The organism is Muriicola soli, assembly GCF_004139715.1.
In the GTDB taxonomy this organism is placed as follows: domain Bacteria; phylum Bacteroidota; class Bacteroidia; order Flavobacteriales; family Flavobacteriaceae; genus Muriicola; species Muriicola soli.
The window spans coordinates 731,648-752,198 of sequence record NZ_CP035544.1 but is presented as its reverse complement, the minus strand read 5'-3'; the positions used below and the strand labels follow the sequence as shown (position 1 = coordinate 752,198).

The window sequence follows — 20,551 nt, the reverse complement described above, 5'->3', positions numbered from 1 at the left end:
AGCGCAGCGACGTTAGCTGAAATCATGGAAGAATCGTTCAGTAAATCTTAGACATAGCTTAGCCAAAAGACAAGGTAAATTATTTAGTAGTTAAAAAAGAAAAAAGGAGGGTTTCTCTCGTTCCCCGAACGAGGATACAGAGTCAGGAAACTTTTAAGTTTAGAACACAAATTAGTGAGAAATTTTAAGCCATTTCAGACTTAAACAAACTAAGGACTATTATTGGATAATTTTTCGGTGTAAAGTCACCAGAATTGCTATTCTCTTCTACCCTGCCTGCACTATTTCATTCTAACTCTGGAAAATCCTTTTCGCCAGAGCGTTGAGATTTATTTTTCATTCTCAACTCATACATTCACTCCCTTGATGTTATCTCTATATGTGACAGTATGCGGTAACAGCATTCAAATTACAATATTTTTAAGGCAGAGTCAAATAAAGGCATCATACAAAGTGTATGACTTATCAACGAAACATCAATAGGGCGGGTGCTCTGGGTCGGGATACACAAAAACTTTGGGGTTTACATTGACCTGAAACAATAAGCTCAACTTATCTATTAGTAGTCTCAATGTCTTCTTTAAAGAATCACACTCGCTTCGCTCGTGGAATAACACTCCAACACCCTTTTTAGATTCTGGAGGTAAGATAGCCTTGCCCAAAATTAAAATCTTAAATATTATGACTAAGTACAAACAAATTGAAAATCCTGAAACAGGGGAGACAGAATTCTTATTCAATGCAAAGTTGCTAAAGATTGGAAAGAGTATATTGGAAAACTCCAATGATAAACTTTTCAAAGTTGTAACCCTGAAATTCAATTTACCAGATGGTGAAGAAGTAGAAAGGACAGCAATGTGCTACCAATCCAACTACCAGTATGGCATAGAAGAAGGCAAAGATTACCTGTGTAACCTAAGCTTTGATGAAAATAGTGATCCACAAATTCGCATGTCTCATTTAACCAATGCTGACTGGGCTACAGCCCATGACTTTTCTGGATTACTGCAAGTTGCCAAACAAGTAATTAGCGATGAGGTAGTAATGTAATTCCGCGTTTCAACTTGCTCAAGATAAGGACTTATACAGGCTATGTATAAGTCCTTTTTTATTTACTAATAATTTAAAACAGCAATAATGGAAATAAGAAAATCCGAAAGGAAAAAAGCAAAAATTAAACTAGCACTTCAAGGCAGTTCAGGCAGTGGAAAAACCTATTCATCACTGCTTATCGCAAAAGGATTATTAGGTGGGGATTTCACCAAAACAGCTATAATAGATACAGAGAACAGATCAGCCGATTTATATGCTCATTTGGGTAATTATAATGTGGTTGCGATGGACCCCCCATATTCCCCAGAAAGGTACATTGAAGCTATTGAGGTCTGTGAAAAGGCAGGAATGGAAGTTATCATTATTGATAGTATATCTCATTGCTGGGACTACTTATTAGATGTTCATAGTAATATGCCAGGTAATTCCTTCACTAATTGGGGCAAGGTAACCCCAAGGCAAAATGCATTTGTCAACAAGATACTTCGCTCAAAAGCCCATATCATTTCAACAATGAGGGTTAAGCAAGATTATGTGCTAAATCAAAAGAATGGCAAGATGGTGCCAGAGAAAGTAGGTTTAAAGGCTATACAGCGCAATGACCTTGACTATGAGTTTACCATTGTATTTGATATAGATAGTGCCCATAATGCCAAGGCTTCAAAGGACCGTACAGGGATCTTTATTGACAAGCCAGACTTTGTTATTAATGCAAGTACAGGCAAAAAGATAATCCAATGGTGCGAGCAAGAATCCGGATCAGCAGAGAAAAAGGCCAAACTGGAAATTGAGGCTTGTGAAAGCATCGAGGGATTAAGGCACATCTATTCTAAATATCCAGAGATCAATGACAAAATCAAACCTCTAATAATGGAAAGGAAACATGTACTTGAGAACATTCATTCTCATTTAATATCCAACAAACAAATTATTCAACAATCCAAAAACAAAGAAAATGGAATTGATAACAGTAAATAATAATATAGATAATCATGTGATTTCTGAAAATGAAATCATCACATCAAAAGGAAGCTTTATTGAAGCAAATACAAAACAGGTGACATTGGATCATCTTAAAAAGGAGTGTATCATACCGGTTTATAGTGACAATGAATCTTCTATTTCCCATGCCTCATTTATAGATGCTGCTAAAGAAGTGGTTGAGGCAAATTTCTCTGGGTATGGCATATTACAACCCAACATTAGGATATCACACACCATACGTGGCCGTGTGCCTAGTGCAATTGGCAAACCTGTTAAGGAATTAAGACCTGAAGAAAAGACAATCTATTATCAACGATGTGCTTTTATGATTGAAATACCGGAGATTACTGAAATAGTCAACAATAATAAATTGTCTCTGACAATTGGTGGTGTAAGAGCTCTCAATCAGGAAAACTTGTACAGTAAAAGAAACCTTGAAAAATTCAAGGTCTTTATTGGATTTAAAAACTTAGTATGCACTAATCTCTGTATAAGTACAGATGGATTAAATTCAGACATCAGAGTTAGTAGTGTAGCTGAATTGAAGGGAAAGATTGAGGAATTAATTCACCAATTTGATCAAGACAGGTTTCTAGGTAATATGGAACGAATGAGTAAATATAGTCTTGAAGAGCTACAGTTTGCTCACACCATTGGTAAGATGAAGTTATACCAGTTTTTAAACAAGGAAGAGAAGGTTGGTAAGCTAAAACTTCTAATGAATGATAATCAGATTGGAACAATAGTAAAGAACTACTATGAGGATCCTAATTTCGCGAGAAGTATAAATGGTGAAATTAGTCTTTGGGATTTTTATAATCTTATGACTGATGCTAACAAAAAAAGTTTTATTGACAGCAGTTTGGAACGTAATGCCAATGCTTTTGAGTTTGTTATTGGACTAACTGATTCTTTGCAGAATAAAACTAAAAACTGGTTTTTAAATCAAAGAGTCTTGGATGACATATGAACGGAAAAGACTTGGCAAAACAACTCAAATATAGCTCTTCCAACAGCCTTTTGATCATTACCTGGAACAATCTGCTCAAACAATTGTATTGCCCCTTTAAAGTGTCCGTATTAAGGTCTGTGGGTACATTAAAGAAAGGGCAGATTGTTTGGGTAGAACAAGTAAATGTTACGATGGAGTTGAAGACTGTATTTGTCGTGGAAGGAAGTGCATATTACTTCTACTATTTCGATATTTTGATTGATTAGAATATTGCTAATGGCACTATGCCGTATAATTAATAATTAAGTTTTTGATACGGTTTCGCATAAATCAAAAAGGCACCTAGAAACCATTTAAGCATATTGGGATGGGAGTGAGTATGGTTGAGTCTTAGACTTTTTCTCTTACTCCTTCCTATCCAATACAGTCTGAAATACCCCATTTGGAGGCTTGAATCTTTCACTTTGGGATTATCCGCATTATTATATAATAGCTATTTTATGAAATATTCTGTATTCTATTTTTCCTTTATTTATCCCATTCCATTAGATTATACCCTATGTGATATTTTAGGTTTTTAAGTTGATAAACAAAAGTTTAATTGAATCTAAAAAGTATCTTCTATAGACCTTAATATTGAAATTTTGAATCTCACTATTTATGGGACTTCCCAGAGTTTTCAGTTTACTTTGCTCTATTCAAAAGTAAACTTTGACTTATTTTGTGGATATTTATGCAGCGTCCTTAAGGTATCTACCAACCAATTGTTGTGACACACTCAACATAGCTGCTATCTCCTTATTAGTTAATGTGGGATCCAATTTATGTATCTCCAATACTTTTTGATATGTTTCATATTCTAGCACCGCACAAATATCCCATATCTTCTTCTCTAGACTAAGCTTCTTTTTCATTGCAATCCTCCTCCTTGAGATGAGTTCTCTTTCCCATAAATTCCTCCAATACTCCAAGTATGAATAAGGCTTTTGATAATTTTCATATTCCTTTATACTATGTAATTCCCATTTCCCATTAATCTTGTGATACCACCAGTAGTCATAACCATCAAATCTGATCTTGTGATTATTTGGGTCACACAATGCTTCTAATTCCTTATCACTCCATGAAGTCATTCTTTCTTGTTTTCAATATCGCAAAAATAATGGCTGTATTCGCCACAGCTTGTCTCTTTGACATTGAAGTTATTAACGCTCAGTACTTTACATAACTCTACAATTCTCTTATTATGAGAACTATAAGACCCAATTGCTACAATTTATAAGAGAATAACTTTTTGCAATGGCGATTGGAAAAACTCGAGATTAATGCAGCGCTTAAATAAATAGCTATAAAAGGGGGTGTCTTAATAGGTATTACCTTTTAAGTATTCTATCTTTATTCTTGTACCTAAAACCTATTATACGATTACTAATAAATGAATGAAAATTTCTCTTTGGAGACTTTATGGAAGGAAGTTGGTTTTATGCCTAACGAATCTCAAGAAAAGGCTATAAAACACATTGATGGCGCTCTTTATCTTACTGCTGGCCCTGGATCAGGAAAAACAAGAGTTCTTTTATGGAGAACACTTAATCTAATTGTTTTCCACAACATAAATCCTGACGAAATAATGCTTGCCACATTTACGGAGAAAGCAGCGCATCAACTCAAAGAGGGACTTCAATCACTTCTCGGGTTAGCCAGCAACCACACAGGAAGACAATATGATTTGGCAAGCATGTATATTGGAACCGTACATTCATCTTGTAATAGACTCATTGGCGACAGAAGGTTTTATTCAGGTAGGAAAAGAAACAAGCCTGTAAAAACCATTGACCAATTAGAACAATACTTTTTTATAAAAAGACATTCAATTTGGAATAGACTTTTGGATGCAGGAGAATTAGACACTATAGATATTAATGCATACTTCCAAAAGAAAGCACCTTCTTACCCCAACAAACATAAAGCCATAATAGATATAATCGCTCTATTCAATAGATTTTCTGAAGAAAGACTAAATATTGAAGAGGCATTGTTTAAAACGGATCAAAGGGACATGTTATTTAGCATTCTCAAAATGTACAAAGAGTATAAAAATATTCTTATTGAAAATGAAACCTTTGAAATATGTGATTTATCATTATTGCAGAATAAAGCGTTAGAAGTAATTGAGGGCTTTAAGAACGCGTCCAATATTTTCAAGTATTTAATTGTTGATGAGTACCAAGACACTAACAGTATTCAAGAACAATTATATTTTACTCTTGCTGGAAATAAAAATATTTGTGTCGTTGGTGATGATGACCAGGCTCTTTATAGGTTTAGAGGTAGTACTGTAGAGAATTTTGTAGAATTTCCCAAAAGGGTTAAAAGTTACCTGGGAATTGAAACGACTAAAATTTCATTGTCCATAAATTATAGATCCAGGAGAAAAATTGTGGATTTCTATTCTGGATTTATTGACAAGGAAGACTGGACTAAAAATGGAGATGTTACCAATCAGTATAGGGTACATGACAAAGCTATTGTGGCCAATTCGACTGATAATGAAACTTCCGTTATTTCTGTGGAAGATGATTGGATTGACCAGACAGCTCAGTTTTGTAAAGAACTTATTCAAAATGACGTTGTCAGTGATGCCAATCAAATTGCATTCCTTTTCCCTTCCCTTTCCAATAAAGATGCCAAAAACACCATTCAAACCTTAAGGGATCACGGACTAAATGTTTATGCTCCAAGAGCAGGTATATTTTTAGAAGGTCAAGAGGCAACTGAGTTATTTGGCGTTTTCGCTAATGTATTTGGGTTACCAGATTCGTCAGATTTTACTGGGTATGAATTTAATAAATACAAAACGTGGGTTGGAAATGCTGAAAGAATTGGAAATGACATTATTGAAAGTGATTCTGATTTAAAAAGGTTTGTTGACAACAAAAGACTGCAATTAGAAATAATTTCAAAAGACTACGAAAGTCTATTGAGAGTTGTTCAAAAAAATAACTGGGATCTTGATGATGAGTTCGAGCTTGATTTAATGAGAAGGAAATTGGCCGAGGCCAATAATCTTTCAGATGAAGCTAAAAGAGCTGTTTTGAGCCCTTATTTAGCCAGAATTGTGAATGAAAGGATAAATGATGAAACATTAAAACCGTTTAAGCTTTCACAGATAATCAACAGAGCAACATCTTTGGACTGGAGTATTCTTGACTTATTTTATCAAATAACAGGCTTCAACCATTTTAAATATTATTTTGATTTAGCACAAAATGAAGGTAATGAGGCTCCAATCTGCAACCTTTCAAAAATATCTGAATATTTAGCAAGGTTTATGGAATTATATTCTTCCATTTTGTCTGCAAGCTTTTTGAGGGAAGAAGGTTTTGTACGACTATTTTTTTCTTCCTATTTATATACTATCTATAGACTTGGAGAGTCTGAATATGAGAATGATGACGATCCATTCCCCAAAGGAAATATTCAAGTTTTAACAATCCACCAATCTAAAGGATTAGAATTTCCAGTCGTATTTATGTATCCTAAAAGAAGAGAGTTTGTTGAAGCAGATCAAAAAGAAGTCATAATTAGAAATTTGAAAGAAGTTGAGGGAGAACCATTAGATAAAATTGGAAGATTTGATTTAATGAGGATTTTTTATGTTGGTTTATCGAGAGCTGAAAAGCTATTAATACTACCAAAACTTGCACCAATCAAAGCACAAAAGGGAAGATGTATTATTTCATATATAAACACTACGCTCCAGGAAATTAATGCATTGGATATGCAAAGTTTTGATAAGAATATTCTTGAAATTGATGATATCAAGGAATCTGCCTTGAGTAAACCTTACTCTTACACTGCTGATTTTTTAGCCTATGAGAGATGTCCTAGACAGTACATGATTTTTAGAAAGTATGGATTTATTCCCTCTAGAAGCCAAACTATGTTTTTTGGTTCTTTGGTGCATAGTACCATTGAAGATTTGCACCAATTTTTAATTTCCAAAAGAGAAAAACAAGAGGCATGAAAGATGAATTGAATTTACTTAAAAACGACAAGGCTAGGTTGAAAGAACTTCAATACATCGTTGAAATGGAAGAATGGATAACTCAAGAATATGAAGCAAATTATGAAAGGTTAAGACTTATGGAGGGGGGCCATTCTATAACTCCTGAGATAAAAAGGCAAGGCCTCTTGCAAGTCTTAATGTATTTTAGAAAAATGAGGGAAGTTGCCGAATCAGTTACTGAAACAGAGGTCAAGCTGACCTTACCTGAACAAACCTCTCCGAAAGGTAATAGGTTTACTATAGAAGGTGTTGTGGACATCATTAGAGAAAAAGACACAACAACGATGTATGATGTAAAAACACATGATGCTGATTATGTGAAGGCTAATAAAGAGGACTACGTTGACCAATTAAATGTTTACACTCACATTTGGCAAAACTTAAGAAAGGAGAAATTAACTGGCACGGCAATTATTGCAACACAATTCCCGAGAAGTCTTAAAAAGGCTATTGATGCAGATGCAGAAGAAAAACTTCAAAAAGAACTGGATAACTGGGATCCTGTAATTCCCATACCTTTTTCTCAAGAAAAAGTGGAAGATACAATTACAAAGTTTGCTTGTGTGGTAGATAAAATTGAAAACAGAGATTTTCATCCACCAGGAACAGAAGTTTTGCAAGAAAGAATTAAAGGAACAAGACAAAGATTTGCAACAAGGGTTTGTAGAAACTGTGATGCTAGATTTTCCTGTGATGCCTATAGAGGATATTCTCAAAAAACAGGTTCGTTTAGTGGTGGTTTTGCTGAATATATAAGTGATTTAGGAAATTCGGATGAAGTTGAAAACTTTACTAATACCAATGCATTTGAAGCACCACCACCAACTAACATTGATGATTTAATTTAAAAAGATAAGAACAAAATATGGCTGAAGAATTTACACCCCAATATACATTTACTGACGATAGATTAAATGAATTAAAGCAACTTTTCCCAGAAGCTTTTGAAGATGGAGTTTTCAATTTAAACACGCTAAAAGAACTTATTGGGGAGTACAGCACAGATAGCTCAGTAAAGGAACACTTTGGCCTTAATTGGGTGGGTAAACAGGATGCTAGAAGAATCGCAGCTAAAGCTCCAACAGGTACTTTAAAGCCTTGTCCAGGAGAAGGGGTGAATGAAGATGCTACAGAGAATATTTTTATTGAGGGAGAGAACTTGGAGGTACTTAAGATTTTGAGAAAATCTTATATGGGTAAAATAAAAATGATCTATATAGATCCTCCTTACAATACTGGCAATGACTTTATTTATAATGACTCTTTTGCGGATAGTACAGAAGATTTTTTAAGAAAAACAGGAGAAAAATCTGATGAAGGTCTTTTAGTTTCTAACCCTAAATCTTCTGGAAAATATCATGCCAATTGGCTAACATTTATTTACCCTAGATTAAGACTAGCTAAAGATTTGCTTAAAGATGATGGGGTGATTTTTATTTCAATTGACCATAATGAATTTGATAACCTGAAAAAGTTATGTGATGAGATTTTTGGTGAAGAAAACTTCATTGCAATCATAAATGTGATTAATAATTTCAAAGGAAGAAGTGATGATAAGTACATTGCAACAGCCAATGAATTTTTACTTTTTTACCAAAAGGGGAATTTTGTAACTAATGGTGTGCCAATACCTGAGGAATACATTAAAGAATACAAATTGGTAGATGGGGATAGAAAATACAGACACATTGGATTAAGAAAAAGAGGTGATGGAGCAAGAAAAGAAGATAGACCAAATATGTTTTTTCCTATCTATTTTAATGTAGAAGAAAATATAATTTCCTTAAATAAGGAAACAGAAGAATTTATTGAAATATTACCTAAGTTGTCTGACGGATCATTAGGGAGATGGAGATGGGGTAAAAGCACTGTTAAAGATAGAATAGATGAACTTGAAGCAAAATTTATCTCAACAAGAGAAGAATATGATATTTTTCAAAAAGACTTTTTAACTGATAAAGAAGGTAATTTTAAAAGTGTAAAACCAAAATCTTTTTGGCTTGGCCCAGAATTTTCAACTGAGAACGGTACTTTAGAATATAAAAAATTATTTAAAAGCAAAGCATTTGAAAACCCTAAACCTATAGGATTAATTCTTAATTGCTTATATCAGGCGATTTCTGGTGCTGATGATTATGTTCTAGATTTTTTTAGTGGTTCAGGTACAACAGGGCAAAGTGTCTTTGAATTTAATAATGTATCTGGAAAACGCACAAAATTTATATTAGTTCAATTACCAGTACTAATAGACGAAAAACATACAGCTTATAAAAAAGGGTATAAGACCATATCTGAAATATCCAAAGACAGATTAAAACTTAGTATAGAAGAGTATAAATATAAACAAGGCTTTAAAGTCTTTAAACAGAGCACTTCTACTATTTATAAGTGGCAAGAGTTTATGCCAGATCAAGATGGTGCTTTACCAGATTTATTCAACAGCTTAGAGTTAGCCTATAAAAACCCATTGCAAGACGGCGTAACTACCCAAGATTTTATTACAGAAGTAATTTTGCAAGAAGGATTCCCTTTAACAGCCAACCAAGAGGAAGTGATGAGTGGTATTTTTAAAATCACTCATGAGTGGGTGCCTTATACGCTATATGCCACCATGCTTTACAGTTTTAAAGACACTGATTTTAGTAAGTTACAATTACTGGAAACAGACCACTTTGTTTGCCTAGATAAAGCCTTTGAAGGCAATGATGCCTTAAAGCAAGAATTAGACAATCAATGTAAACTATTTACCATTTAAGTCCTATGAAATTCAAATTCAATCCCAACCAAGAGTTTCAATTAAAGGCCATTAAAAATGTAGTTGATTTATTTGATGGTATTGGAGAATACCATACTCAATTCACTTTAGGTAGTGAGATAGCGCCAAATCTTCCAGAAAATGAAGATTTAGATGATGATTTCCTTCTTGAAAATTTACAATTTGTTCAAGAGGAATTTGACATGCAGATGGATGCAAGGGACACGCCAACTATGAAAATTGGTGTAAGTCACTCCTTAGAAAAAGAAAGAGGTCAAATGTTAGAAGGAGTGAGCAATGATATTTATGAGTACCCAAGCTTCTCAGTAGAAATGGAAACAGGCACTGGTAAGACCTATGTATATCTAAGAACCATTCATGAGCTCAATCAAAAGTATGGCTTCAATAAGTTTGTAATTGTTGTGCCATCAATTGCCATCTATCAAGGAGTAAAAAAGAGTTGGGAAATCACTAGAGATCATTTCAAGACCATCTACGGCAACGATTTTTGTGCCCTTAGAGCTTATGATTCTAGTAGAATACAAGAAGTAAAAACTTTTGCTACGGCAAAAAACATTGAAATCCTCCTTATTACGTTGGCGGCTTTTAATTCTGTTTCAAACAACCTTTACAAACCCACTGATAAATTACCAGGAGAATTATTGCCTTTTGAGTACATTCAACAAACAAGACCTATTGTTATTTTGGATGAGCCTCAAAACATGGGTTCACAGAAATCCAAAGATGCATTGCGCACATTAAAACCACTATTCTCTTTAAGGTATTCCGCAACACATAGAGAAACTCCAAATTTAGTATATAGACTAACACCTGTTGAAGCATTTAGGAGAAACTTGGTGAAGAGGATTCAAGTGGTTGGTGTAGAGCAAAGAGAATTAGGAGGTAAAGTGCCTATTTCGCTCAAAAAAGTGTCTGGAACAGGTAGGAATGCCAAAGTTACTTTAGTAACCTATACTAGTAAAAAAGGAATACAGAAGATTGAAGAAGTCATTCTTAAAACTGGAGATAATCTTTTTGATAAAACCCATCTTGAAGAGCATAAAGGAATGAAAATTCACAATATTGGCTCCTCTAAGGGAGAAGAATTTGTTGAATTTGAGGAAGGGACAGTATTGACTGCTTATGGTGGAGACGGAATATCAAAACCAGATGTTTTCAGATATCAAATAAAAGAAACTCTTGCACAGCATATTGCTCACCAAAAGAAGGTAGAAAGGCATGGAGCAAAAGTTTTATCATTGTTTTTTATTGATAAGGTGAAGAACTATGTTGGAGATGGTGTACAACCAGGAATAATAAAGAAAATCTTTAATGAAGAGTTTGGTAAGCTAAAAGACCAGCTTGAAAGATTTAAAGATAAAACCCCAGAAGATGTACAAGCGTCATATTTTGCTAGCTACAGAAATAAGCCAAAGGGGGGTCAAGAGGAAACTATTTATCTAGATGATGAAGCAACAAATGAAAAGCAACGAAAAGCTGAAAAGAAGCAGTTTGAGCTCATCATGAAGAAAAAGGAAGAATTACTTTCCTTTGACAATGATGTTTGCTTCATCTTTGCTCATTCCGCGTTAAAAGAGGGTTGGGATAATCCAAATGTATTTCAGATTTGCACCCTTAATCAAACGCTCTCTAAAGACAAAAAAAGGCAAGAGATAGGAAGGGGTTTAAGGTTGGCAGTTAATCAAAAACTTGAAAGACTAAATGATGACCAGGTAAATATTCTTACAGTCATAGCGAATGAAAGCTACGAGTCCTTTGCAAACACGCTACAGCAGGAATACTTAGAACAAGAAGGAGAAGCTCCGCCAAAGCCAAAGCCAAAGAGAGCCCCCGCTAAGAGACAAGATAAGTTCTATACAAGTGAAGAGTTTCGAGATTTTTGGAAAAAACTAACGCTGAAATCAAATTATACGATAAATGTAAATTCAGATAAGTTATTAGCTGAAATCAAAGAAAAATTTAAAGACAAAAAGAACAATACTTTTCCCGTTCCAAAGGTAGTCATCAGTAAAGGTAACTTTGTAATTACTACGTTCACCTTCAGAATCAAATCTTTTGAAGAAAACAATACTGCTATTGTAAGTGTTATTAAAGAAGATACTAAAGGAAACCGAATTAATTTGGGAGGTGATTTATTTGATGGAGGATTATTAATTTCTGAAAATGATGATCTAGAAAAGCTTTTAAAAGAACCCAAATTGAGAGGGTTTAAGGTAAACTCAATTGAGTCAAAAAAGTCTAATCCAGATATTGAATTTAAAAATGGGTTTAAAGTTTCAAAATTTAAACCCGAAACCTATACAGTTAGTGACAATAGGGACGTTAAATCAAAAGATTCCAAATCAGGCCTTTCTAAATTCCCAATTTTCAATGTTGTTAACAAACTTGAACAGGCGACTTCCCTAACAAAGGAAACCTGTTTCAAAATTCTTAAAGCTGTTCCATTTGATGAGCAACCCAAATTATTTAGAAATCCAGAAGGGTTTACAAACAAGTTGATAGAAATTACCAAAAATGCACTTGCCATTCATGTAGCTGAGAACATTGAGTTTGAGTTATCAAAGGACATGAAAGAAGATGACTTAGAAGAACTCTTCCCAGAAAAAATAGATTACGTACAAACTGAGATAGTTGAAACTGAAAATCATGGTTTATACAATCGCACGCAAAAAGATTCGGATATTGAAGAAGTTTTTGTGAGTAGTAAATTGGAGCTAGATAACAATGTACAATTCTTTTTTAAGTTCCCATCAAAATACAAAATTGACTTCCCTAAAATTATTGGAAACTATAATCCTGATTGGGGAATCATTAGAAAAGATCTTTCTGGAATAAAAGTTCAACTCATCAGAGAAACAAAAGGAACTGCAGAAATTGAAAACTTAAGATTTGTTCATGAAATAAATAAAGTGAAAGTTGCCAAAAGGCATTTTGGTGCACTTGGTATTGATTATGATGTAATAAAGGGAGATGAGGACAGTTGGTATATTAAAAAGGAGGACAATGAACTAAATAAATTATTTTAAAAGGCATACAATTCGGATGCCAACGAAGTTGACAGGTTGTCAAATAGCTGGATAAGAAATAGTTAGTTTCCCTGGGTTCGAGCCCCAGCCAGGTCACCAGAAAATCAAAAAAGATTACCAAATTCAAAGCGAGCTAAAACAAATAGTTCGCTTTTTGTTTTTAGGAGCGCCTGAATTCAGGATGCGACAGCATCCCCTTTTTTGATTTGCAGCTCGGGATCGCTGGGTCCAAGGAGCAAAGCGAGTTGACCACAGCCGCTCCTTAAATCCCAAAATACAAAATCCAAATTCCAAAAAGTGATGAAAATACTCTTCAGCTCGGGATCGCTGGGTCAGACGAGTGAAACGAGTCTACCACAGCCGCTCCTTAAATCCCAAAATACAAATTCCAAATTCCAAAAAGTGTGAAAAGGATTCTCAATCTCAGGATCGCTGGGTCCAAGGAGCAAAGCGAGTTGACCACAGCCTATCTTTAAATTCCAAATTCCAAATACCAAAATATGTGAAAAGGATTCTCCAGTTCGAGATACTACGGGAGTGTTGGTGGCAGTGAAACAGCCTGCCGGCCAACTTTCGAAGTCTAATACGGCGGACAGTCAGGAGTGTTTGATGTAGTACAAGTTAAATCGTTTAAGACTGCATAAAAAAAGCGAAGGGTTTCCCTTCGCTTTTTCATTGAATTGTATTGTATTGATTATAAAGCCATCATTAATCCAAGATTAATGGTATTCCAATCTCCTCCATCTAGGCTGATTCCTGTGTAGGAAAGACTAAGCCCGAGTTTTTCATTAAGGGAATACCCTACCATGGGACGGTAATAAAAGCCACCGTCATTTCCATCATTTATGCCAACAGCATAGCCAAGATCAACACCTGCACTGAAATCCTCTGTTAAATGAACACGACCAGCCGCAGCTACCGGAAGAAACTGAATGTCATCAATTTCTATAGATCCCAGACCTGTTTCAATTTCTTTCCCGAAGGCATTGGAAAATCCCACAGCCGCCCCTGCATCAAACTTATCTGATACGGACCACAAGTAGGTAAAGTCGATTCCAAGGCTAAAACCTGAGAAATCACTAGCGTCGCCGGTTGGAATACCGGCATTAATGCCAATACTTGGCCCCTCCTGAGCCTGAAGACTCAAGCCGGCCACAAATAAAAATGCTGTAAATAATACTTTTTTCATGAGTTTAAATTTAAGTGAGGGCCAAATGTATACCCCACTTTTTAATATACCATTTTAAAGTTGTAAAACACGCTCTATCTATGGCGTAATTCAAAAAAGTTGTTGCCAACTAACTTATACACAAAGAGTATTCCGTGATAACCATGGTTTTGAAGAAAAAAAAGGCACCTGCCTGGGTGCCTTTGAATCTGTTTTTATCGTATTTGATTATGACAAATTACTGACCAGTTTTCCAACCGACCTTTTCTGCCTTTTGAATACATCTGTTATGGGTTTAAAAAAGCTCAGAAAGGTATAGGGCTCAAAATCGAACCTCATAATAACGGGCTTTTTATTTTTCCCATCCACTTTTAAGCCATTGTCAATATCAAAATCAATATACTCAAGTCCGGCAACAACCTCCTCGCTTCGGTCCTTATAGACAAAAGTGTTGGCTGTATCCCTCAGATAGAACCTAAAAGTATTATAAGTTCCAGGTTTAAGTTTTGGAGCGCTATTCGTCTTGATAAAAAGTCCGGAATGTGTACCCTTGAGGTCTACAAGGTTTCCCTTGGCAAATTCCTTGATCAGGTGCTCATTTCCTTTCTCATCTATGGCAGCAAAGCTGCGAACATTTAAGATCATCTCTGAAATCCCCTTTTCAGCAACCATTTGGTTCTGCAAAAGAACATCTTTTGCATTGTTTTCCATATGAGAGTAAATATCTGTCCAGTTATGGGCAAAGGGATTCGTGTGAAACATTGTTGGATAATATGTGATTGTTTTCATAATAGTCAATATTAAAAATTAACAGTACAAAGTTGCGATATCATTCGCAGCATAAAAACAAGGATATTTTCCGATATCTGTGCTATTTTACCCCTATTGTCTATTAAAAATGTTAATATATGTTAATATAGATTATGTAAGTTGCTTTTGCCTACGAAATACTGAGAGTGTTCTATCGATATGCAACCAAGCTTATTTAAAAAGGGATCAGGTCTGTTATCTCCGATCTCGTAGTTTTTCCTCAATTTTGAGATAGAGAGAAGTATTTCGATGAATCAAAATCTGTCAAAATCAGTTCGCGCTGCCTTTACGGGACAATTTAAGTCGCAACCCTTTGTGGTTTGGGCTCCGGGCCGAATCAATATTATAGGGGAGCACACCGACTATAATTTGGGCTATGTATTGCCCGCTGCTATCGACATGGGGATTTCACTGGCCCTTCAACGAAGTATAGATGAACAGTGTACGCTGGTGGCCAGTGATTTGGATGAGAGCTACACCTTCCAGTTATTTCAAGATCATCCCGAAGTCCACCAAGGTTGGCAGACTTACTTCCTGGGTATTCTGGAGGAACTCCGTAAAGCAGGTAAAAAAATTGAACCCTTCAACCTTCTTTTTAGCGGGAATATCCCGGCAGGTGCGGGACTCTCCTCTTCTGCTGCTCTTGAAAATGCATTTATTTTTGGACTAAACACCCTCTTTGAACTTGGCCTTTCACCTATGGAAATGGTTCAAATATCACATTTGGCTGAACAGAGCTATGTTGGAGTACAATGTGGTATTATGGATCAATATGTAAGTATGTTTGGGAGAGACAATCATGCAATATTTCTCGATTGCCAGTCTTTGAATTCAGAGCTCATCCCTTTAAAGGATAACGAATTCGAATGGTTACTATTAGATACAGGTGTAAAACACAGTCTTGCAGAGAGTGCCTATAATCAGAGGCGGTTAAGCTGTGAATCTGTCGCAGAGCAATTAGGAGTCAACTCACTCCGGGAGGTAAGTATCGACCTCCTGCATAAGAATCAGGAAGTAATCCCTAAAAATGATTTTCAGAAGGCTCTATATGTACTTCAGGAAAATAAACGTGTTCTGTTAGCGGTGGAAGCGATAAAAGAAATGGACTACGCATCATTGGGCAAACTGATGTATGAATCTCACATGGGATTACAACACCTTTACGAGGTGAGTTGTGATAAACTCAATTTTCTCATCGATCTCAGCAGAGAACAACCTTGTGTTTTGGGAGCCAGAATGATGGGGGCGGATTCGGAGGTTGTACCTTAAATCTTGTAAAAAAGGACGCCTGCCATTTATTTTTAGAAAGTGCAACCGAATTTTACCAGAAACGATTTGAAACACGTCTGTCCTCTTTTAAAGTAAGGCTTAGTATGGGATGTAGGCTTATCTCGAAGGAAGATTGCTAATCAGTTAGAAAGAGGAAGAAAGAAATATTAAGAGAGTAAATACTGGTCAACTCTCTTTTCTTTTGTAGGGTCTTATTATCAACCCCAGTGGTCTGTCATAGGTGAAGTAATTCACCATCCAGTCGACAAAAGCAACTACCTTGTTTCGGAAACCGACCAGTGACATAATATGTACAAACATCCATACCAACCAGGCAAATGTTCCCTGGAATTTCCAGATTTTCAAATCCACCACTGCCTTTCGCCGCCCAATAGTCGCCATAACCCCTTTGTCTAAGTAAGTAAAGGCTTTCATTTGCTTCCCAGCCTCTAATCGAAGTATATTTTTAGCCAGAGCTTTTCCGTGTTGCTGGGCAACCGGTGCTAACATAGGCAGTCCGTCAGGGCTTTCAGGGGTAATATGGGAAGCAACATCTCCAATAGCATAAATATTTTTGGTTCCGGCCGCCTGATTGTATTCATTTACTGCGATTCTGTTTCCACCAACGATGGCCTCTTCCGGGATTCCTGCAATGGGTGCTCCTTTAACCCCTGCTGTCCAGATGACCGTATCTGTCCTAAAATTGCTCTTGTCTGCCAAAGTAATCAAGGATCCGTCGTAATCCTGAACCCTTGAATTAAGGAAAACATTGATACCCAGCTGATGTAAGTATTCAAGGCTCTTCTCGGAGGCTTCCTCAGACATCGAGGAGAGAAGTGCCGGGGCAGCTTCGTACAGATTTATACTCATCATGCTTAGATCGAGATCTGGAAAATCCTTAGGCAGAACATAGCGTTTCATTTCGGCTAGGGCGCCAGCTAACTCAATTCCCGCAGGTCCTCCTCCAACAATTGCGATATTCATGATTTCTTCAAGGGGTTCATCATTTACATTAGCCAGGGCTTTCTCCAGGTTTTGAAAAATAAAACTCCTGAGATTAAGGGCTTCAGGAATTGACTTTAAAGTAAGTAATTGATCTTTTTTAGTTTCGAAATTAAAATAGTTATTCTGACTGCCCGTGGCGATAACCAGATAGTCATAAGCAATAGTTCCGATACTTGTTTTTAGAATTTTTTCTTTCGGCATCACTTCCAATACCTCAGCCATTCTGAAGGTGATATTCTTGTTATTCCTGAAAATACGTCTCACAGGATACGCAATGCTCCCGGGTTCGAGCCCTCCGGTGGCTACCTGATACATAAGAGGCTGAAAATTGTGATAGTTGTGTTTATCGACAAGGAGCACATTGATCATTTTATTTCTCAAAGCTTTGGCGAGCTCTATTCCACCAAAACCGGCCCCTATGATTACTACATTTGAATTCTTTTTCATTGTTTGCCTTTTTCTTTTCTTCTTATAGCATTCTGATTCTATTTTACGGAAAATAAATCAATCCGGCTGCCCCATTTCCTTTGAAAATTGATCTATTGGTATCCGCCTTCCATTTTTCTATTTCCAATATTATAATTACATTGAGAGGACTATCAAGTTACCTCATACAATGATCATAGGAATTCTAAAGGAAACAGCCGATAACAGAGTTGCTATAGTTCCCAAAACACTCAAGAAATTTAACGAAAAAGATATAGAATTCCAGATCGAAAAAGGTGCGGGTGTCCTTGCGAGCTATCCGGATAAGAAATACGAGAAATACGCTAAGGTCAGTGATAGGTTATCAGTTTTAAAACAGGCCGATATCCTTGTAACCATTAATCCCATCCCTGAGCAAGAACTCAAACTCATTAAAAAAGGAGCTATGTTGGTGGCGATCTTTTCACCCTTCAACAACGCCGCATTAATTGAACAGATGAAGGAATTGGAATTACAGGCCGCAAGCCTGGATATGATTCCGAGGACCACTATTGCTCAGACCATGGATATCTTATCATCAATGGCATCCATAGCCGGATACAGGGCTGTTCTCCTGGCCGCTATGGAATCACCCGGGTTCTTTCCCATGATGATCACGGCTGCTGGTAGCATAAAACCCTGTAAGGTGCTGGTCCTGGGTGCAGGGGTCGCAGGTTTACAGGCCATTGCAACTGCCCGAAGGCTAGGTGCTATAGTGGAGGCATTCGACGTTAGAGCAGCCGCAAAAGAGGAGGTTGAAAGTCTGGGGGCAAAATTTGTAGAAGTGCCCGGAGCTATTGACAAACGAGACGCAGGGGGCTATGCTGTTGAACAAACTCCTGAATTTATCGAAAGGCAGCAACAGGAAGTACAAAAGAGGGCAGCATCATCAGACGTAGTCATTACGACTGCTCAGATCCTTGGTAAAAAAGCACCAATACTTCTTACAAAGGAAACAGTTGACAAGATGAAACCCGGAACCATCGTAGTAGATTTAGCAGCTTCTTCCGGCGGAAATTGTGAACTCAGCGAGATGGATAAAACCGTTATTCGGAAAGGCGTTAAGATTATTGGGAATTCAAACCTCGCTTCGGATATGCCAAAAGACGCCAGTTTTTTTTACAGTAATAATGTAGCAAATTACCTGAAATTGATAATAAAAGAGGGGAATTTGCATCTGGACCTCAATAATGAAATCATAGATAATACCATTTTGACTAAAAGCTAAGACCATTTCAATTTCTCTGCCTATGGAAAATATATTACTCTTTTTAGACAATAACCTCTTATTGATATACTTGCTGATTTTCACTGTAATCCTGGGCTTTGAATTAATTTCTAATGTCCCCACCATCCTCCATACTCCGCTCATGTCCGGTGCTAATGCCATTAGCGGGGTTGTCATTATCGGTGCCATCCTTCTCATCCGAAATGCCGAGCCAACAGACTACCTTGCCCTCTGCCTCGGTGCACTGGGGGTAATTCTGGGTACTATTAATGTAGTTGGGGGGTTTGCGGTTACCAACAGAATGCTCAAGATGTTCAATAAAAAGAAGAAATAAATGCTCATAACCGCTGTAAATCTCTCTTATCTGCTTGGGGCTACCGCTTTTGTCATCGGACTACGCCAAATGAGCACCCCAGATACCGCGAGAAAAGGTAACCTGTTGGCCACTGTCGGGATGGTTATCGCAATCCTTGCTACCCTCTTTCTACCGATCAGCGGAGCGGCTAACAACTACATCTGGATCTTTGGCGCCATGACTATTGGGGGCATCATAGGATATGTAAGTGCAATCAAGATCGAAATGACAGCTATGCCGCAAATGGTATCTGTATTCAATGGTTTGGGAGGAGCTTGTGCCGTTGTACTTGCCTTTACCGAATTGGTGCAAGCAGCAGGGGCAGAATTGAAATCTCAATGGCACAACTTCTGATCCTTTTCCTCACCTTACTGATCGGAGCTGTCGCTTTTACTGGAAGTATGCTGGCCTATGGAAAACTTCAAGGCCTGATTGACGACAGTAAAGTAACCCTTCCAAGACACAATATTATCAATGCTGTTCTTCTTGCGGTACTGTTAGTACTTACCGTGTACGTTATCTCAATGGGCAGTCAACCCGCTTTGATCTGGATCGTATCGATATTATTGATCGCCCTCTTGTATGGTTTCTCTTTTGTGGCCCCAATCGGTGGGGCCGATATGCCTGTGGTCATTTCACTACTGAACGCCTTTACCGGTTTGTCGGCAGCGGCTGCCGGTCTGATCTACGACAATAATATCATGTTGGTTGGAGGAATTCTGGTAGGATCGGCCGGAATCATCCTGACTATAGTGATGTGCAAAGCGATGAATCGCTCCCTTTTCAATGTTTTGATTGGTGGATTTGGTGATAACCACAAAGGAAAAAAGGAGGAAGGAGAAGCGCAATTGGCCAAAGAGATCAGCTGTTCTGATCTCGCTGTTCAATTATACTATTCCAATACGGTATTGGTAGTCCCTGGATACGGCCTGGCTGTTGCGCAGGCGCAAAAGGTTGTGAAAAGAATGGACAACTTGTTGTCGGCCAATGGAGTAGATGTAAACTACGCCATACATCCCGTAGCAGGACGAATGCCCGGGCACATGAATGTACTGCTTGCGGAGGCCGATGTTCCTTACCCTAAATTACTCGACATGGAGGACGCAAATGAGGCTATGGCAAACACCGATATGGTCATTGTCATAGGAGCAAATGACGTGGTGAACCCTGCCGCCTATGATGATCCCGCAAGTCCCGTCTATGGAATGCCCGTCATCAATGTCTGGGATGCAAAAAATGTTGTGGTGATGAAAAGAAGTATGAGCCCCGGTTATGCCGGCATCCAAAATCAGCTTTTTTTCCACCATAAGACAAAAATGCTATTTGGGGATGCCAAGAGCAGCCTGGAAGAGCTAAATGACGAATTAAAGACGTTAGAAAGTTAAGGCCGG

General features: G+C 37.1%; 17 protein-coding genes. 13 read left to right on the top strand and 4 right to left on the bottom strand.

Going from position 1 to position 20,551, the window contains the following annotated elements:
* Positions 1–681 precede the first annotated feature (681 nt).
* The 4 genes from EQY75_RS03360 (at position 682) to EQY75_RS03345 (ending at position 3,255) form a co-directional block, all read left to right on the top strand.
* Positions 682–1,050, top strand: a complete 369-nt coding sequence (locus EQY75_RS03360; protein WP_129602878.1) for a hypothetical protein — start codon at positions 682–684, stop codon at positions 1,048–1,050.
* An 87-nt stretch (positions 1,051–1,137) separates the two neighbouring features.
* Complete coding sequence (locus tag EQY75_RS03355) at positions 1,138–2,031, top strand: AAA family ATPase (protein ID WP_129602876.1); 894 nt, start codon at positions 1,138–1,140, stop codon at positions 2,029–2,031.
* Complete coding sequence (locus tag EQY75_RS03350; protein WP_129602874.1) at positions 2,009–3,007, top strand: DUF3871 family protein; 999 nt, start codon at positions 2,009–2,011, stop codon at positions 3,005–3,007. Before EQY75_RS03355 ends, EQY75_RS03350 begins: the two co-directional genes overlap by 23 nt.
* Positions 3,004–3,255, top strand: a complete 252-nt coding sequence (locus EQY75_RS03345; protein ID WP_129602872.1) for a hypothetical protein — start codon at positions 3,004–3,006, stop codon at positions 3,253–3,255. The genes EQY75_RS03350 and EQY75_RS03345 overlap by 4 nt, the downstream gene beginning before the upstream one ends.
* 465 nt (positions 3,256–3,720) lie before the next feature.
* Here EQY75_RS03345 and EQY75_RS03340 read toward each other — a convergent pair whose 3' ends face one another.
* Positions 3,721–4,122: a hypothetical protein gene (locus EQY75_RS03340; protein ID WP_129602870.1), complete on the bottom strand. Its 402-nt coding sequence runs from the start codon at positions 4,120–4,122 to the stop codon at positions 3,721–3,723.
* Between the two features lie 302 nt (positions 4,123–4,424).
* On the opposite strand from EQY75_RS03340, the gene EQY75_RS03335 reads away from it, so the two are divergent.
* The 4 genes from EQY75_RS03335 to EQY75_RS03320 are packed head-to-tail and all read left to right on the top strand — an operon-like array spanning position 4,425 to position 12,860.
* Entirely contained in the window at positions 4,425–7,016 is a 2,592-nt protein-coding gene (locus EQY75_RS03335) for a UvrD-helicase domain-containing protein (protein WP_129602868.1), read from the top strand.
* Positions 7,013–7,906: a PD-(D/E)XK nuclease family protein gene (locus EQY75_RS03330; protein WP_129602866.1), complete on the top strand. Its 894-nt coding sequence runs from the start codon at positions 7,013–7,015 to the stop codon at positions 7,904–7,906. Before EQY75_RS03335 ends, EQY75_RS03330 begins: the two co-directional genes overlap by 4 nt.
* A gap of 17 nt (positions 7,907–7,923) precedes the next feature.
* Positions 7,924–9,813: a site-specific DNA-methyltransferase gene (locus EQY75_RS03325; RefSeq protein WP_129602864.1), complete on the top strand. Its 1,890-nt coding sequence runs from the start codon at positions 7,924–7,926 to the stop codon at positions 9,811–9,813.
* A gap of 5 nt (positions 9,814–9,818) precedes the next feature.
* Positions 9,819–12,860: a restriction endonuclease gene (locus EQY75_RS03320; protein ID WP_129602862.1), complete on the top strand. Its 3,042-nt coding sequence runs from the start codon at positions 9,819–9,821 to the stop codon at positions 12,858–12,860.
* Positions 12,861–13,554: 694 nt separating this feature from the next.
* On the opposite strand, the gene EQY75_RS03315 is transcribed toward EQY75_RS03320, so the two are convergent.
* The gene (locus EQY75_RS03315; protein WP_129602860.1) at positions 13,555–14,049 is read right to left on the bottom strand and encodes an outer membrane beta-barrel protein; all 495 of its coding nucleotides are present in this window, start codon (positions 14,047–14,049) and stop codon (positions 13,555–13,557) included.
* Positions 14,050–14,256: 207 nt separating this feature from the next.
* Positions 14,257–14,817, bottom strand: coding sequence for a hypothetical protein (locus EQY75_RS03310; protein WP_129602858.1), 561 nt, complete (start codon positions 14,815–14,817; stop codon positions 14,257–14,259).
* Positions 14,818–15,087: 270 nt separating this feature from the next.
* On the opposite strand from EQY75_RS03310, the gene galK reads away from it, so the two are divergent.
* Positions 15,088–16,107 carry a galactokinase gene (gene galK / locus EQY75_RS03305; RefSeq protein ID WP_129602856.1) on the top strand — a complete coding sequence of 340 codons (1,020 nt, stop codon included), beginning with the start codon at positions 15,088–15,090 and terminating at the stop codon, positions 16,105–16,107.
* Positions 16,108–16,293: 186 nt separating this feature from the next.
* Here galK and EQY75_RS03300 read toward each other — a convergent pair whose 3' ends face one another.
* Positions 16,294–17,559, bottom strand: coding sequence for an NAD(P)/FAD-dependent oxidoreductase (locus EQY75_RS03300; protein WP_129602854.1), 1,266 nt, complete (start codon positions 17,557–17,559; stop codon positions 16,294–16,296).
* A 169-nt stretch (positions 17,560–17,728) separates the two neighbouring features.
* Here EQY75_RS03300 and EQY75_RS03295 point away from each other — a divergent pair, with 169 nt between their 5' ends.
* The 4 genes from EQY75_RS03295 to EQY75_RS03285 are packed head-to-tail and all read left to right on the top strand — an operon-like array spanning position 17,729 to position 20,545.
* On the top strand, positions 17,729–18,805 hold the full coding sequence (locus EQY75_RS03295; RefSeq protein WP_129602852.1) for an NAD(P) transhydrogenase subunit alpha: 1,077 nt from the start codon (positions 17,729–17,731) through the stop codon (positions 18,803–18,805).
* Between the two features lie 22 nt (positions 18,806–18,827).
* Positions 18,828–19,139, top strand: coding sequence for an NAD(P) transhydrogenase subunit alpha part 2 (locus EQY75_RS03290; RefSeq protein WP_129602850.1), 312 nt, complete (start codon positions 18,828–18,830; stop codon positions 19,137–19,139).
* Positions 19,140–19,514 carry an NAD(P)(+) transhydrogenase (Re/Si-specific) subunit beta gene (locus EQY75_RS14400; RefSeq protein WP_342774038.1) on the top strand — a complete coding sequence of 125 codons (375 nt, stop codon included), beginning with the start codon at positions 19,140–19,142 and terminating at the stop codon, positions 19,512–19,514.
* On the top strand, positions 19,499–20,545 hold the full coding sequence (locus EQY75_RS03285; protein ID WP_342774037.1) for an NAD(P)(+) transhydrogenase (Re/Si-specific) subunit beta: 1,047 nt from the start codon (positions 19,499–19,501) through the stop codon (positions 20,543–20,545). The genes EQY75_RS14400 and EQY75_RS03285 overlap by 16 nt, the downstream gene beginning before the upstream one ends.
* Positions 20,546–20,551 lie beyond the last annotated feature (6 nt).